The sequence below is a fragment of the Micromonospora sp. WMMD754 genome (genome assembly GCF_049315235.1).
GTDB classification, from domain to species: Bacteria; Actinomycetota; Actinomycetes; order Mycobacteriales; family Micromonosporaceae; genus Micromonospora; species Micromonospora sediminicola.
This window is the reverse complement of the sequence record NZ_CP186058.1, coordinates 4,833,810-4,848,880: the sequence shown is the minus strand read 5'-3', so window position 1 is coordinate 4,848,880 and position 15,071 is coordinate 4,833,810. Positions and strand designations below refer to the sequence as shown.

General features: G+C 71.2%; 15 protein-coding genes. 9 read left to right on the top strand and 6 right to left on the bottom strand.

Annotated elements, in window-relative coordinates; all coding sequences use genetic code 11:
• Nucleotides 1-13: 13 nt before the first annotated feature.
• Together ACN27B_RS23430 and ACN27B_RS23425 are read left to right on the top strand one after the other, a co-directional pair.
• Nucleotides 14-448 carry a hypothetical protein gene (locus ACN27B_RS23430; RefSeq protein ID WP_422741532.1) on the top strand — a complete coding sequence of 145 codons (435 nt, stop codon included), beginning with the start codon at nucleotides 14-16 and terminating at the stop codon, nucleotides 446-448.
• Complete coding sequence (locus tag ACN27B_RS23425; protein ID WP_422741531.1) at nucleotides 441-1,832, top strand: magnesium transporter MgtE N-terminal domain-containing protein; 1,392 nt, start codon at nucleotides 441-443, stop codon at nucleotides 1,830-1,832. The genes ACN27B_RS23430 and ACN27B_RS23425 overlap by 8 nt, the downstream gene beginning before the upstream one ends.
• Nucleotides 1,833-2,117: 285 nt before the next feature.
• Here ACN27B_RS23425 and ACN27B_RS23420 read toward each other — a convergent pair whose 3' ends face one another.
• Nucleotides 2,118-2,621, bottom strand: coding sequence for a hypothetical protein (locus ACN27B_RS23420; RefSeq protein WP_422741530.1), 504 nt, complete (start codon nucleotides 2,619-2,621; stop codon nucleotides 2,118-2,120).
• An 83-nt stretch (nucleotides 2,622-2,704) separates the two neighbouring features.
• Here ACN27B_RS23420 and ACN27B_RS23415 point away from each other — a divergent pair, with 83 nt between their 5' ends.
• Nucleotides 2,705-3,070 carry a hypothetical protein gene (locus tag ACN27B_RS23415; protein WP_157779060.1) on the top strand — a complete coding sequence of 122 codons (366 nt, stop codon included), beginning with the start codon at nucleotides 2,705-2,707 and terminating at the stop codon, nucleotides 3,068-3,070.
• A 68-nt stretch (nucleotides 3,071-3,138) separates the two neighbouring features.
• Here the strand turns inward: ACN27B_RS23415 and ACN27B_RS23410 are convergent, their stop codons facing one another.
• Both ACN27B_RS23410 and ACN27B_RS23405 read right to left on the bottom strand, forming a co-directional pair.
• The gene (locus ACN27B_RS23410; protein ID WP_099161236.1) at nucleotides 3,139-3,780 is read right to left on the bottom strand and encodes an adenylate kinase family protein; all 642 of its coding nucleotides are present in this window, start codon (nucleotides 3,778-3,780) and stop codon (nucleotides 3,139-3,141) included.
• A gap of 162 nt (nucleotides 3,781-3,942) precedes the next feature.
• On the bottom strand, nucleotides 3,943-4,356 hold the full coding sequence (locus tag ACN27B_RS23405) for a MarR family winged helix-turn-helix transcriptional regulator (RefSeq protein ID WP_099161237.1): 414 nt from the start codon (nucleotides 4,354-4,356) through the stop codon (nucleotides 3,943-3,945).
• A gap of 109 nt (nucleotides 4,357-4,465) precedes the next feature.
• Here ACN27B_RS23405 and ACN27B_RS23400 point away from each other — a divergent pair, with 109 nt between their 5' ends.
• Together ACN27B_RS23400 and ACN27B_RS23395 are read left to right on the top strand one after the other, a co-directional pair.
• A complete protein-coding gene (locus ACN27B_RS23400) occupies nucleotides 4,466-5,380 on the top strand; it encodes an alpha/beta hydrolase (protein ID WP_099161238.1) in 915 nt (304 codons plus the stop codon).
• 214 nt (nucleotides 5,381-5,594) lie between these two features.
• Entirely contained in the window at nucleotides 5,595-6,089 is a 495-nt protein-coding gene (locus ACN27B_RS23395) for an SMI1/KNR4 family protein (RefSeq protein ID WP_099161239.1), read from the top strand.
• 104 nt (nucleotides 6,090-6,193) lie between these two features.
• Here the strand turns inward: ACN27B_RS23395 and ACN27B_RS23390 are convergent, their stop codons facing one another.
• Nucleotides 6,194-6,625: a CPCC family cysteine-rich protein gene (locus ACN27B_RS23390; protein ID WP_422741529.1), complete on the bottom strand. Its 432-nt coding sequence runs from the start codon at nucleotides 6,623-6,625 to the stop codon at nucleotides 6,194-6,196.
• Nucleotides 6,626-6,893: 268 nt separating this feature from the next.
• Between ACN27B_RS23390 and ACN27B_RS23385 the strand changes: the two genes are divergently transcribed.
• Together ACN27B_RS23385 and ACN27B_RS23380 are read left to right on the top strand one after the other, a co-directional pair.
• A complete protein-coding gene (locus tag ACN27B_RS23385; RefSeq protein WP_422741528.1) occupies nucleotides 6,894-7,343 on the top strand; it encodes a hypothetical protein in 450 nt (149 codons plus the stop codon).
• A 73-nt stretch (nucleotides 7,344-7,416) separates the two neighbouring features.
• Nucleotides 7,417-7,914: a HEAT repeat domain-containing protein gene (locus tag ACN27B_RS23380; protein WP_422741527.1), complete on the top strand. Its 498-nt coding sequence runs from the start codon at nucleotides 7,417-7,419 to the stop codon at nucleotides 7,912-7,914.
• A 230-nt stretch (nucleotides 7,915-8,144) separates the two neighbouring features.
• Here ACN27B_RS23380 and metH read toward each other — a convergent pair whose 3' ends face one another.
• On the bottom strand, nucleotides 8,145-11,648 hold the full coding sequence (gene metH, locus ACN27B_RS23375; protein ID WP_422746050.1) for a methionine synthase: 3,504 nt from the start codon (nucleotides 11,646-11,648) through the stop codon (nucleotides 8,145-8,147).
• Nucleotides 11,649-11,900: 252 nt separating this feature from the next.
• Between metH and ACN27B_RS23370 the strand changes: the two genes are divergently transcribed.
• Nucleotides 11,901-12,770 (top strand): PAC2 family protein, encoded by an 870-nt coding sequence (locus tag ACN27B_RS23370; RefSeq protein ID WP_091575251.1) that lies wholly within the window; start codon nucleotides 11,901-11,903, stop codon nucleotides 12,768-12,770.
• A gap of 114 nt (nucleotides 12,771-12,884) precedes the next feature.
• Nucleotides 12,885-13,676 (top strand): GntR family transcriptional regulator, encoded by a 792-nt coding sequence (locus tag ACN27B_RS23365; protein WP_098745051.1) that lies wholly within the window; start codon nucleotides 12,885-12,887, stop codon nucleotides 13,674-13,676.
• 102 nt (nucleotides 13,677-13,778) lie between these two features.
• On the opposite strand, the gene mshC is transcribed toward ACN27B_RS23365, so the two are convergent.
• The gene (gene mshC, locus ACN27B_RS23360; protein WP_422741526.1) at nucleotides 13,779-15,017 is read right to left on the bottom strand and encodes a cysteine--1-D-myo-inosityl 2-amino-2-deoxy-alpha-D-glucopyranoside ligase; all 1,239 of its coding nucleotides are present in this window, start codon (nucleotides 15,015-15,017) and stop codon (nucleotides 13,779-13,781) included.
• Nucleotides 15,018-15,071 lie beyond the last annotated feature (54 nt).

Below are 15,071 nucleotides of genomic sequence, written 5' to 3'. Positions count from 1 at the left end.
GGGGAGTCTCCGCGTGGATCCGCAGCTGTGGGCCCTGGCCAACACCGCGGGCACGACCGTCGTCGCGCTGCTGGCCACCGACGCGTGGTCGGCGGCGAAGTCGGCTGTCGACACCGTCTGGCGCCGCTTCCATCCGGAACGCGCCGAGGTCGTCGAGGCCGAACTGGTGGACACCCGCGCGGATCTCGTCGCCGCCTCCGAAGAGGACCGCTCCGCCCTGGAGGCAGAGCTGGCCCAGCAGTGGCAGCATCGACTCCGCCGTCTTCTGACGCACGACCCGGAGGCCGCCGTCGCCCTGCGGCGCCTCCTGGACGACGACCTCGTTCCCGCCCTGCGGGCGACCGGCCGGACGTGGCGGGGCGACGTGACCCAGCGGGCCACGGCCAGCGACCACAGCCGGATCTACCAGGTGGGGCAGGGCGACCTCCACGTGCGGGGCGATGGCTGACGAGACGGGCCCGACCGGCGCCGACCGGGTCGAGATGAACGCCGCCGCGCAGGACGGCGCGCGGATCTACCAGGTGGCGCAGGGCACCATCTACGTCGACGCCGGGCAGGCGCGCTCGGCCGCGCAGCGGCTGGCGACCATGCCGGTCCAGCAGTCGGTCGACCAGCTCATGACGATGAGCCAGGACGACGCCTGCTGGGTCCTCGCGGAGATGGACGAGGCGTCCGCCGCACGGCGTCTCGCCGCGCTGCCCCGCGACCGGTGCGCGGCGCTGTTGGCCGGCATGGACGAAGGGCTGGCCGCGAAGCGGCTGGTCCTGCTCCCCCAGGAGCTGGCGGTCCACGTCCTCGGCGCGATGCCGGCCGCACGGGCCGCCGACCTGCTGGTGGAGATCCCGCTGGACCGGGTACCGGGGCTGCTCGACGGGATGCCGCCGGACCGGGCGGCCGCGCTGTTGGGCGAGATGTCGGACGACCGGCTCTCCGGGGTCCTGCACCTCGAGTCCTGGACGACGGCGGACACCGTGCTGCGGTGTCTTCCCGCCGCGCGGGTGCTCGCCCTGTCGTGGCCTTCTCCGGCCGACACGGACCACCTGCCCCGGCGCAACCGGGAGTTGTGGGCCAGGCGCGTCGGAGCCGCGCGCAGTCACGCCGCGCGCCGGATGGCCGCTGACCTGGCCGCCGTGCCGGACGACCGGGCACTCGCCGAGGTGTCCGCGCTTCCGGCCGGGGCCGCCGTCCTGGTGGTCAACCAGCTCGACGAGACCCGGGCCAGCGACCTGCTGTCCCGAGCCCTCCAGCCCTGGGTGGCCGGGTTGCTCGACCACGGCCTGTCGCAGGGGGTTAAGTTCCTGGTGCGGATGCCGCCGGAGCGGGCCGAGGCGGTGCTGGCGGCGATGTCGCCGCGACGGGCGGACCTCCTGCACCGGCCCCTGCGGATCGGCCGCCTGTCCCCGAAGGACGCCGCCGCCGAGCTGGCCACGGCCACTGCCGACGACGTCGTTCAGCTGGAGGCCCACCTCGGCAGCGCCTGGCTCTACGCCACGCTGTCCGCCATGGAGCCCGCCCGGGTGGCCGCGATCCTCAGCGACAAGATGCTCTTCGACCACGTACCCGCCGACGTGCAGGTCTTCGTCGAGGCGATGCCGACGCCCCGCCAGGCGACGGTGCTGGCCTGGCTGCCACCGGCGCGGGCCGCCGCCGTGGTCGCCCGCCTCGGCGACGAACAGGTACGGCGCCTGCTGACCGAGATGCCCGCACAATGGGGGGCCGTGCTCGCGGCGGGGATGCCCGTCGAGCGCCGCCGGCACATCCTGGACGGCCTGCCGAGGCAGGTCCGCCAACCGCTGACGGACGCCGCCCGGGCCCGCGGCACGACGCTGTGAGCGGTAGACCGCCTCCATTCCGCGCGAACGCCACCGGCGCAACAGCCGGCCCGACGCGACGCGCGTTCGACCGCCACCCGCTGTCGGTCGCGTCGGTCTGGCTCGCCGGCAACCTCGCCGTCGGCGTGGGCGCGATCCTGCCGGCGGGTGCCGTCGACACCCTGACCTACTACCTGCGGACAGCCGACGGCGACGAGGTGGTCGCGCCGTACGGGCCGGTCGGCGCCCGCTTCGCCGTCGACCACAGCCTCTGCGAGAGCAGCCGGCCGGACCTCCGTCGCGCGGTTACCAGGGCCAGCGTCGAGCCAGGTCGGCCGGTTCGTCGCCGGGCGACACCACGAACAGGTGCTCCATGCCGTCGTCGAACACCAGCAGCGGGCCCGCCCGCGCCGCCAGCGCCACCGCCGCGGCCAGCACCGCGGTGCCGGACGGCTTGCGGAACCTGACGTCACGCACGGGGCGGTCCAACCCCACCGGTTCGTCACCGTCCGCGCCGTCGACGCCCAGACTGACCTCGCCGAGGTCCGGGCCCCCCGTCGACGCACAGGTGGCAGGGGCCGGGCAGCCCGGAAGATCACGGACCGGATCGTGTCCGGCGACCCGGAACCACGACACGCCGTGACAGCCGGCCTCCCGGAACGCGGACAGGACCTGCGCCACCGTCGGCAGCTCGCGGGCCACCGAGGGCTCCTCGGGCAGCGCGAGGGACGGATCGATGTCGGCGGCCCAGTCGATTACGCCGTCTGCGGCCGCGAGGTGCAGCGGCATGACCTGCAAAGCCCAACTCACCATACGCATCGTGCCATCCGGCGGGGCCACGCCCGACCCTCGCCCCGCCACCAGCCCGTCGGCCGGTCTGTCATCCTTGCCCGATGGCCGGCGTGTCGATAGATCGCAGCGGTGACGATCCCGCCGTCGTGGTGGTGATGCTGCAGACGCCCACGTGGGAGTTCCACTTCTGGGCCCACCTCAGCGAACTCGCGCGCCTGCGGTCCATCCGCCAGGCCGACTGGTCCGCTCGACGCGCACTGCAGATCGGCGACGCCGCCGGCATACCAGTGCACTGGGCCATCAACGACGACACCGTCACCGCCCTGATCGGCCACGACGACGAGACCTGGCACATCGCCTTCTCCATGCCCGTCGAGACGATCGACCGTCTCGCCGCCGAGGCCGCGGAGCTCCTGCCGGAACCGGATCCGCCCACTCCGTACCCCGGCCAGCTCGAGATCTTCTAGCGGACGCGGCGTGGACACCGATCGTCAGCAGAGGGCTGGCACCGTCTCGGCCCGACCCACGCGTTCGGTCAACTCCGCGCGAGTCGACCGGCCAGTTCGGTGGTGATCTCCTCCGCCGGCCGGGCGGCGTCGACGCTGATCAGGGAACCCGCGAAGCGGTAGCGGGCCAGCACGGGAGCGCTGTGCAGGTGGTGGACGCCCAGTTGGCGGGCGACGGCCGCAGGGCGATCGTCCTCGCGATGGACCAACCCGCTACCGCAGCGGTCGCAGACACCGTCGACCTGCGTCGGCGCCGACTTGACGTGCCAGACCCTGCCGCAGCCCCGGCACAGGCGGCGCCCCGTCAACCGCCGGGCCGCCTCGGCATCGGCCAGGACCAGCTCGACCACGTGGAACCCCGACGTCTCCAGCGCCCGCAACACCGCCAGCACCGGAGACTCCGTCCAGAAGACGAAGCCGTCGACCGCGTCAGGCTCGCCGAGCCGGCGCCGTACGATCGCGACGACCAGCTCGAGCGGTGGCGCCTGCCCGGCGTTCATGAATCGACGCAGCTCGTCGCCCAGCGCCGATCCCGTACGCACCGCTGACTGCACCGCGTCCACCATGGAGATCGAGGGGACGCCGAGCCGGCCGGCGAGGCGGTACGCCACCTCGGCCGTCTCCGCGCCGGGTGGCCCGATAAGGGCCAGCCTCGCCACCGCCGTCGCCACATCCGGATCCTATTGTCCGGAGTCGACGACGCCCTGCGACGTGGGCTGGTGCTCTGACCGGGAAGGTTCGCCGGGGCGGTCGTCCGGGCCGACGAATCTACGCGGTCACCGCACCGGCGAGCAGGGGCTCACCGGGCAGACGAACCGCTCGTGACCATGGACTCATGCGGGCGAGAGCATCTCCTTGAGGATGCGCTGCAACTCCGTGCGGTCCTGGGGGGTGACCCTCGCCAACCTGCGGTCGTACTCCGCTGCGAGGGCTGCAAGTGCTCGATCGCGTGCTTTCGTGCCCTCGCCGGTCAGTACGAGCCGGTGACGCCGCAGGTCCGCCTCGTCGATCTCGCGGCGGATGAAGCCCTTGGCGACGAGATTGCGCACGTAGACCGTCACGCTCGCCTTGGGCAGCAGCAGTGCCGTGGCGATCTCGGCCGGGTACGGCGATGCCTCCACCTCGGCCAGGACGAAGAACTCCTTCGTCTCCAGCCCGAGCTCGGCCAGCTCCTCCGTGCAGGCGTCCATCACGACTGCCAGCAGCCGCTGGTTCAGCGTCCACAGCTGCGCCCCGTCGACCGGCATGCGGTCCCTCCATCCCCCTGTGGTACAGTTTCGTATTAGTTTCAGATCGTACAAGATTGACATTGTACTGGACTTCTATGGAACAACAGTCTCACGAAGGAAGCCGAGCATGATTCAGCACCTCACGATCCGGCGCGGTCCCATCAGCCTCGCCGCGGATCTCCACCTGCCCGACAGCGCCGACGGCAGCGCACCGCTGCGCGCCGTGGTGCTCTCCACCCCGGGCAGCAGCGTGAAGGAGCAGATCGGCGCCAACTACGCCTCCCGTCTCGCCGCCCGGGGCATCGCCGCGCTCGTCCTCGACCCCGCCCATCAGGGCCAGAGCGAGGGCGAGCCCCGCGACCTCGAAGACCCCTACCGCCGAGGTGAGGACATCTCCTACGCCATCGACACGCTCACCGCGACCCCCGGCATCGACCCGCGGCGCATCGGCGTCCTCGGCATCTGCGCCGGTGGGGGCTACGCCGTGCACACCGCCCGCACTGATCACCGCATCAAGGCGGTCGGCACGGTCGTCCCCGTCGACATCGGCGCCGCGTTCCGCAGCTCCTCCCCCGACGGTCCGGCCGCAGCACTCGACGCCCTCGCGGACGCACGGACCGAAGAGGCCCGCTCCGGCGAGACGACCCGCGTGAACTGGCTGCCCGACACCCTTGCGGACGCCACGGCAGCGGGCCTGACCGACATCGACACCACTCAGGCCGTCACCTACTACCGCACCGCGCGCGGCGGTAACGAACACTCCACGAACCGGCGCCTCCTGCGCAGCGACTCCCTCCTGCTGGGCTATGACGCCTTCCACCTGGCCGATCAGCTCATGACCCAGCCACTGCAGGTCATCCTCGCCGGACGCCTCGGCAACACCGGCTCCTACGACACCGGCATGCAGCTGTGGAAACTGGCCCCCAACCCGGTCGACCTCATGGTGATCGACGGCGCCGGCCACTACGAGATGTACGACGAGCCCGCATACGTCGACGCCGCCGTCGAAAGGCTCACCACCTTCTACGTCAACAACCTGTGAGGCATCCAACCGGGCGACCCTGTGCGGTCCCGGCACCAGAGCATCGAGGCAACGTTCCCGCAGATCAGGCGCGGTGACGGCGTCACTTGGCGTTGACCTGTCGCCGGGTGCCAGGCCGGCCGGGCAAAGGGCACCCAACCCCCGTTTGAGCTGCGCGAACATCAAAGGCATACCGGGGCCCGCGGGACTGGCTCCAACCGACTACCGTCGACCCGTGCTCGATCCCGCAACTGTCTTCGACGGATCCGGTCCCTTTGAGGATCCGCTCACCGACGAGACTCTACGGGCGGTGGAAGCGCAGCTTGGATACCAGTTGCCGGCCGCGTACGTGGACCTCGCTCGTCGACACAACGGCGGCGCCTTCGCCCGTGACGCCCATCCTGCACCCAGCCGGACCTCATGGGCTCGGGACCACGTCGGCGTGTACACGCTCGCGGCGATCGGTCGAACTGCTGACTTCAGCCTCTGCGGCGAGCTCGGCAGTGCGTTCTGGGTAGCCGAATGGGGCTACCCCGCCATCGGCATCTACATGGCCGACTGCCCATCGGCGGGTCACGACATGATCGCCCTCGACTACCGCTCGCCAGGAGAGCCGGCCGTCGTACACGTCGACCAGGAGCGGAACTACCAGATCGCGGTCCTCGCCCCCGACTTCGAAACCTTCGTGGCAGGTCTCGTCGAGGAGTCCGAGTACGACGTGGACGACTGATCGTCCGATCCGCGACGGTGTAGTTCAGCCGGCCAGACGTCGAAGCGGAACTTCGGGCGACTGTCCCGCTACCAGCGTAGCGAACCGCCCGCGATCCAATCACGTCACGTCGTCTTGGGCGCCGATCGGCGGCGTCTGCGCTCTTCCCAACGGGCTTGTCGCTCGGCATAGGCACGCCGCGCATCCGCCAGGCTGACCGGCCGTTCGGCGTAGGTACGCCGGGCATCCGTCAGACTGAGCGAACCGTTGGGGCCGCCTCGCACCGTGTCAGCGTCTTCGTCATCCTGCCCGTCGTCCTCCCAGCCGCAGGCGAAGCAAATCTCGAACTGACCTCGCCCCTCAAGCGTCGGGTGCCGACAGCAGGGACACGCGTACGGTTCGCCCCCCGCTTCAGCCACTACAGATCGCTGGTTCAACGCCTCGACGTACTGCTCAAACCACCTGGTGCGGCTCGCGAGTTCTTCCGCGGACGGCCCCTCCTGCTGACCGGCATGCTCGTCCGTCATCTGCACCTCTCGCGTGTCGATCCAGTTCACGTATCGAGCTCAGCACAGAAGGGCTCCACCGCCGCAGGGAGGGTGGTGCTACCGCGTTCGCTGAAACGTACCGTTCGAAACTCTGTCGACATGAACTGCCCGAGGCAGACAAGATCGTCTAGCCGGACGTGACACGCACGTCCTGAGACCCGCGGACCAATCTCGATAGACGGCCAAGAGCCAGCGTGGGTAGCTTCGCGCCGTGAGGCGGCTCAAGCGGTATCGGTACGTCGGACCACCAGAGATCTTGGCCCAACAGGTCGGTCCGGTGGGGATCGTCGTCGCCGACACACCAAGCGCGCTCGATATGTGGCTCGATGATCGGCGGGCGACTGGGCTCGACGAGCCTGCCACCTTCGTCGTCGACCGTCATGGCACGCTCCGGGTCGCGCCCCGCCAAAGCGAGCACGTTGCCTGTGCTGCCGGGCAGGACGTCCTGGCCGCCGGAGAGATCACCTTCGCCGCGAGCAACACCGGATACGTCGTCCAGGCGGTCAGTAACCAGTCGACCGGCTACTGCCCAGACCCTGACTGCTGGCCGGCAGTCGCCGCAGCACTCGATCGTCTCGGCATCCCACATCCAGGCGGCTTCACCGCCGCACTGACCTTCAGACGTTGCACAGCCTGCGGGCAACGCAACATCGTGCGAGACGACGACTTCGCCTGCGCTCTCTGCGATGGTGCCCTGCCACCTCACTGGAACTTCGACCCTGCGTGACATTCCGTCAAGCCATGTGCCGAACAGACCCGGATAGTCGATGCCTGGGGCCGGCTCCACCCAGGATCATGAGATGGTGCCGTACGAGTATGAGGACCGGGACACAGGGCGCGAGGCGCTGAGAAGGGCGCTGGCGCTCCTCACCGACCTCGATCCGCGGGTCCGTGAGCACGGCGCCGATGAAGTCGGCGACTGCCTTCGACGCTGCGCCGGCGACCAGGACGACACGGAGGTCGCCACGGCACGGCTGGTCGCGCTGACCGTCGCCGAGACGGATGAGCGTGTGCGCGAGTCAGCGTTGAACGCCTGCGCCCACGCGGCCACCACGTACGTGATACCGCTGGCGGTGTTCCAGCCGCTGGCGCCGCTGTTGCCCAACCTGTCGGCAGAACTCACCGGGTATGTGCTGCTCATCCTTGGCCTGACACACGACCCGGCCGCCCGGCCGATCATCACGCCGTACCTCAACCATCCAGAGGCGCCTGTTCGGTTGGAGGCCAGCGATGCGTTGACGGAGCTGTCAGCGCGGAGGCCGACGATCATCCATCCCGACGTGTCACCCACGTCCTGAGCCTGATCTGTCACGCACGTCCTGAGACCCGAGGCGCTGTCCCTGCACCTCGGCCACGCCGACCCCGGCTTCACGCTGCGGGTCTACACCCACCTGCTGCCCACCAGCGAGGACCGTACCCGCTGGGCGATCGACACTGCTTCGGGCGGGGCCCCACGGCCCCGACGGCCTGGCCACGGCCTGAACGCCCATCGAGAAAGTGTTTGCGCAGCTCAAGCCGGGTGACGGCGTCACTTGGCGTTAAAGTAGCTCGCCTCCGGGTGGTGGACGACGATCGCGTCGGTGGCCTGCTCCGGCACCAGCTGGAACTCCTCCGACAGCTGCACCCCGATCCGCTCCGCGCCCAACAGCTCCACGATCTTCGCCCGGTCCTCCAGGTCCGGACAGGCCGGATAGCCGAACGCGTACCGGCAGCCCCGGTAGTCGGTGCGCAGCAGACCCGCCAGGTCGGCCGGGTCGTCGTCGGCGACCGTGCCGCCGCCGGGCAGCACCAGCTCGGCCCGGATCCGCCGGTGCCAGTACTCGGCGAGCGCCTCGGTGAGCTGGACTGACAGGCCGTGCACCTCCAGGTAGTCGCGGTACTCGTTGGCGGCGAACATCTTCGCCGTGTACTCGCTGATCGGCTGCCCGACCGTGACCAGCTGCAACGCCACCACGTCGAGCTGCTCGCCCCGCGGCCGGAAGAAGTCGGCCAGGCACAGCCGGCGTTCCTGCCGCTGCCGGGGGAACGAGAACCGGGCCCGCTCGCTGTGCCCGTTCTCGTCCAGCACCACCAGGTCGTTGCCCTCGGAGTACGCCGGGAAGTAGCCGTACACCACGGCCGCCTCCAGCACCTGGTCGGAGATGAGCCGGTCCAGCCAGTAGCGCAGCCGGGGCCGCCCCTCGGTCTCCACCAGCTCCTCGTACGACGGGCCCTTGCCGCCCCGGGCGCCGCGCAGCCCCCACTGGCCCAGGAACGTGGCCCGCTCGTCGAGCAGCGCCGCGTAGTCGGCCAGCGGCACACCCTTGACCACCCGGGTGCCGAAGAACGGCGGGGTGGGCACGCCCACCCCCACGGCCACGTCGGACCGCACGGAGGCGTCGTCCAGCTCGGGCAGCGCCTCGCGGACCATGGCCCGCTGCCGCTCGCGCCGTTCCCGGCGGGCCGCCAGCGCGGCCTCCCGCTCCGGGTCGACCATCGGCGCGCCGCCCCGCTTGGCCGCCATCACCCGGTCCATCAGGGACAGCCCCTCGAACGCGTCCCGCGCGTAGTGCACCTGGCCCGGGTAGACCGAACGCAGGTCGTCCTCGACGTACGCCCGGGTCAGCGCCGCCCCGCCGAGCAGCACCGGCCAGCGCTCGGCGACGCCCCGCTCGGCCATCTCGGCCAGGTTCTCCTTCATGATGACCGTGCTCTTGACCAGCAGCCCGGACATGCCGATGGCGTCGGCGCGGTGCTCCTCGGCCGCGTCGAGGATCGCGGCGATCGGCTGCTTGATGCCGATGTTGACCACGTCGTAGCCGTTGTTGGACAGGATGATGTCGACCAGGTTCTTGCCGATGTCGTGCACGTCGCCCTTCACGGTGGCGAGCACGATCCGACCCTTGCCGTCGTCGTCGGTCTTCTCCATGTGCGGCTCCAGATACGCCACCGCGGTCTTCATCACCTCGGCGGACTGGAGCACGAACGGCAGCTGCATCTGCCCGGAGCCGAACAGCTCGCCGACCACCTTCATGCCGTCCAGCAGCAGGTCGTTGATGATGGACAGCGGCGTTCGCCCCTCGGCCATCGCGGTGTCCAGGTCGGCCTCCAGGCCGTTGCGCTCGCCGTCGACGATCCGCCGCTTGAGTCGCTCGTCCAGCGGCAGCGCGGCCAACTCCTCGGCCCGGGTGGCCCGCGCCGACGAGGCGTCCACGCCCTCGAAGACCTCGATGAACCGCTGCACCGGGTCGTAGCCCTCACGGCGGCGGTCGTAGACCAGGTCCAGCGCCACCTCCCGCTGCTCGTCCGGGATCTTCGACATCGGCAGGATCTTGCTGGCGTGCACGATCGCGGAGCTGAGGCCCGCCTGAGCGCACTCGTGCAGGAACACCGAGTTGAGCACCTGCCGGGCCGCCGGGTTCAGACCGAACGACACGTTGGAGATGCCGGCGGTGAAGTTGACACCCGGGTAGCGGGCGGCGATCTCCCGGATCGCCTCGATCGTCTCGATGCCGTCGCGCCGGGTCTCCTCCTGCCCGGTGGCGATCGGGAAGGTCAGCGCGTCGATGAGGATGTCCTCCCGGCGCAGCCCCCACCGACCGGTCAGGTCGTCGATCAGGCGGGCGGCCACCCGCACCTTCCACTCCCGCGTACGGGCCTGGCCCTCCTCGTCGATGAGCAGCGCCACGACGGCGGCGCCGTGCTCCCGGACCACCGGCATGACCCGCGCGTAGCGGGAGTCGGGGCCGTCGCCGTCCTCGAAGTTGACCGAGTTGACCACGCACCGGCCGCCGAGCATCTCCAGCCCGGCCTCGATGACCGCCGGCTCGGTGGAGTCCAGCATGATCGGCAGGGTGGACGCGGTGGCGAACCGACCGGCCAGCTCCCGCATGTCCTGCGTGCCGTCGCGCCCGACGTAGTCGACGCAGAGGTCGAGCAGGTGCGAGCCGTCCCGGGCCTGGCTGCGGGCGATCTCCACGCAGGCCTGCCAGTCGCCGGCGAGCATCGCCTCGCGGAACGCCTTCGAACCGTTGGCGTTGGTCCGCTCCCCCACCATCAGGATGCTGGCGTCCTGGGCGAACGGCACGTGGTGGTAGATCGAGGAGACGCCGGCCTCCGGCTGGGGCTCCCGGGCCGCCGGCCGGCGCCCACCCAGGCGCTCCACCAGCATCCGGATGTGCTCCGGCGTGGTGCCGCAGCAGCCGCCGATCAGCCCGACGCCGTAGTCGTCGACGAACCGCTCCAGCGCGTCGGCCATCTCCTCCGGGTCGAGCGGGAAGTAGGCGCCGTCGGCCGTCAGCACCGGCAGGCCGGCGTTCGGCATCACCGACACCGGGATACGCGAGTGCTGCGCCAGGTAGCGCAGGTGCTCGCCCATCTCGGCCGGGCCGGTGGAGCAGTTGAGCCCGATCAGGTCGACCCCGAGCGGCTCGATCGCGGTCAGCGCCGCCCCGATCTCGCTGCCCAGCAGCATGGTGCCGGTGGTCTCGACCGCCACCTGGCAGATGATCGGCACGTCCCGGCCCGCCGCGTCCCGGGCCCGCTTCGACCCGACCACCGCGGCCTTGACCTGGAGCAGGTCCTGGCAGGTCTCGATGATCAGCGCGTCCGCCCCGCCGGCGATCAGGCCGGCGGCGTTCTCCTGGTACGCGTCGCGCAGCGAGGCGTAGCTCGCGTGCCCCAGGGTGGGCAGCTTGGTGCCCGGCCCCATCGAGCCGAGCACGAAACGCGGCTGCTCCGGCGTGGCGAAGGCGTCGGCGGCCTCCCGGGCGATCCGCGCCCCCGCCTCGGAGAGCTCCCGGATCCGCTCGGCGATGCCGTACTCGGCGAGGTTGGGCAGGTTGGCCCCGAACGTGTTGGTCTCCACGCAGTCCGCGCCGGCGGCCAGGTAGGCCTCGTGCACGCCGCGGACCACGTCCGGCCGGGTGACGTTGAGGATCTCGTTGCAGCCCTCGAGGCCGTCGAAGTCGTCCAGGGTGAGGTCGGCTGCCTGGAGCATCGTCCCCATCGCGCCGTCGGCGATCAGGATCCGGTCCGCCAGCAGGTCACGCAACGAAGTAGGCACAGGGCCAGGTTAGTGCGCGCGGGGACGGCCCGGTCACACCAACGGGGGCATCCCACATAGTGTCAGGCGGATCACCGCGTACCCTTCGTCCGGTTCGCCCGGGTGGTCCGGCCGGGCGACCGGCGCGGCCGACGGGCCGGCTCCCGCGGCGGCACGTAGGCTGACGGACGTGAAGGACATCAGGGACGCGACGGGTCGATCACGCGGCGCCGCTCCCGACGAGCAGGGTGAGGTGACGGCGTGACCGAGTTCGACGGGCTGCCGGTTCTGCGCTCCCCGGTCGCCATCGCGGCCTTCGAGGGCTGGAACGACGCCGCGGACGCCTCGACCGCCGCCGTGGAGCATCTGGAGCAGGTCTGGCAGGCCCGGCAGGTCACCGAGCTGGACCCGGAGGACTTCTACGACTTCCAGGTCAGCCGGCCGACCATCACCATGGCCGACGGGGAGACGCGCCGGGTCGAGTGGCCGACCACCCGCTTCATGGTGGCCAGCCCGGACGGCACCGAGCGCGACGTGGTGCTGATCCGGGGCATCGAGCCGAGCATGCGTTGGCGCACCTTCTGCGAGCAGGTGCTGGAGATCTGCCACAGCCTGGAGGTCGAGCGGGTGGTGCTGCTCGGCGCGTTGCTGGCCGACGTGCCGTACACCCGGCCGCTGCCGATCAGCGGCAGCGCGTCGGACGCCGACGCGGCCAAGCGATACCAGCTCACCCCGACCCGGTACGACGGCCCGACCGGCATCGTCGGCGTGCTGCACGACGCCTGCACCCGGGCCGAGGTCGACGCCGTGTCGTTCTGGGTGCACGTGCCGCACTACGCCAACAACCCGCCCTGCCCGAAGGCGACGCTCGCGCTTCTGCACCGGGTCGAGGAGGTGCTCGACCTGCCGGTGCCGATGGCCGACCTGGCCGAGGAGGCCGCCGAGTGGGAGCAGCGGGTGCGCAGCGCCGCCGAGCAGGACGCCGAGCTCGGTGAGTACGTGCGGGAGCTGGAGGAACGGGTCGGCGACGCCGGCATCACCCCGTTGACCGGGGACGAGATCGCCCAGGAGTTCGAGAAGTACCTGCGCCGCCGCGGCGGTTCCGCCGGCCCGACCGCGGGCTCCTGGTAGCTCTTTCCGTCGAAGCCGGGCCCTCCTGCCGGGGCCCGGCTTCGACGTGTCCGGGGTGGCGCGGTCACACCCTCTAGGGCATCCTAGGAACCTAGCTGTTCTGAGGAGGCGGGCATGCAGATCAACCCGGGCGCGGCCGAGTTCCCGCACCGGCAGATCGCCGCGCAGCTCAAGGCGCAGGTGCGCCGCGGCGACTGGGCGCCGGGCGAGCGGCTGCCGTCCATCCCGGCCATCGCCGAGATGTTCGGCGTGGCCAAGCAGACCGTGCAGCGCGCCGTCGACCAGCTGCGGGTCGAGGGCGTCCTGATCACCAAACCCGGCTCGGGTACGTACGTCCGGGGCACCCGGCGCCGCCTCAACCGCCTGGCCCGGGGCCGGTACGGCGGCTTCCGCGGCTACCACACCGACCTGGCCGCGCGGTACCGCCAGCAACTGGTCTCGGTCGGCCGCTCCCCCGCCCCGGCGGAGGTGGCCGACGCGTTCGGCGTCGCCGACGGCACCGACCTGCTCTGCCGGCGGCACCTGGTCCGCACGGACGACTCCCCGGTCGAGGTCGGCGCGTCCTGGTTCCTGCCCGCCGACACCGCCGGCACCTCGCTGGAACGCGCCGAGGCGTTCGGCCGGCCGCTCTACCAGGAGGCCGAGGAGGCCACCGGCCGCCGGTACGTCACCGCGACGGACACGATCAGCGCCCGGCAGCCGAGCCGGGAGGAGGCGGAGATCCTGCAGATCCGCCCGGACACGCCGGTGCTGCACCTGCTTCACGTCGCCTTCGACGAGCGGCACAAGCCGATCGAGGTCGCCCAGGCCACCTGGCCCGGCCCGATGACCACGCTCACCGAGGAGTACAGGATTCCCGCCCCGGCGCCCGAGCAGGACCCGGACCCCGGCCTCGTGCTGGGCTGATCCGCAACCGCGGCACCCCGACGACAGCCGGACCGGCGCGCGAGCGGCAGGTGTTAAGCGGGGGCCCCTCCTCTACCGCAGGCGTTAAGAAGGGGCCCTTCCTTACAGCCGGATGCCGAGCAGGGCGTCGACGGTGTCGGCGAACAGCTTCGGGGCGTCCTTGTCGTCGGCCACCCCGGCGAGGGTCTGGGCGGCCCAGGCGTCGGCCACCGCCAGGGCGCCCGGCGTGTCCAGGTCGTCGGCGAGGCGCTCGCGCACCCCGGCCAGCAGCGCCGCGCCCGACGGTCCGGCCGGCGCGGCGGCGGCCCGTCGCCACCGAGCCAGCCGCTCCTGCGCCTCGACGAGCAGCTCGTCGGTCCAGGAGCGGTCGCTGCGGTAGTGGCCGCTGATCAGCGCCAGGCGCACCGCCATCGGGTCGACCCGGTCGGCCCGCAGTCGCGACACGAAGACCAGGTTGCCCTTGGACTTCGACATCTTCTCGCCGTCCAGGCCGATCATGCCGGCGTGCACGTAGTGGTCGGCGAACGGCGCCTCGCCGGTCAGCCGCTCGGCGTGCGCCGCGGAGCACTCGTGGTGCGGGAAGAGCAGGTCGTTGCCGCCGCCCTGCACGTCGATCCGGTCGCCGAGCAGGTTGAGTGCGATGACCGCGCACTCGATGTGCCAGCCGGGGCGGCCGGCGCCCAGGTCGCCGCCGGGCCAGGACGGCTCGCCCTCGCGGGCGCCGCGCCACAGCAGCGGGTCGAGCGGGTCCCGCTTGCCGGCGCGGTCGGGGTCGCCACCGCGCTCCGGGAAGATCTCCAGCATCTGCTCCCGAGACAGGTTCGACTCGTAGCCGAACTCCGGGGCGGCGGAGATGTCGAAGTAGACGTCGCCGGTGCCGTCGTCGAGCCGGTACGCCGCGCCGTCCTTGAGCAGCACGAGCACCTTCTCGGCGATGTCCGGGATGGACTCGACCGCGCCCACGTAGTGCGCCGGCGGGATGATCCGCAACGCCTCCATGTCCTCGCGGAACAACGCGGTCTCCCGCATGGCCAGGACCTTCCAGTCCTCACCGTCGCGCTCGGCCCGCTCCAGCAGCGGATCGTCGATGTCGGTGACGTTCTGCACGTAGCTCACGGTCAGGCCGGCGTCGCGCCACATCCGCTGCACCAGGTCGAACGTGATCATGGTGGCGGCGTGCCCGAGGTGGGTGGCGTCGTACGGGGTGATGCCGCAGACGTACATCGAGGCGGCGCTGTCGGGCCGGCTGACGTGGGGCCCCTGTCGCGCCGAGTCGTACAACCTCAGCGGTGCGGCCTCACCTGGCAGCCGTGGCACCTCGTGCCCTACCCAAGACTCCATAACGCCAGCCTAACGACCGCGCGGACGCTCAGGAGCCGGCCCACGGGTGATCAA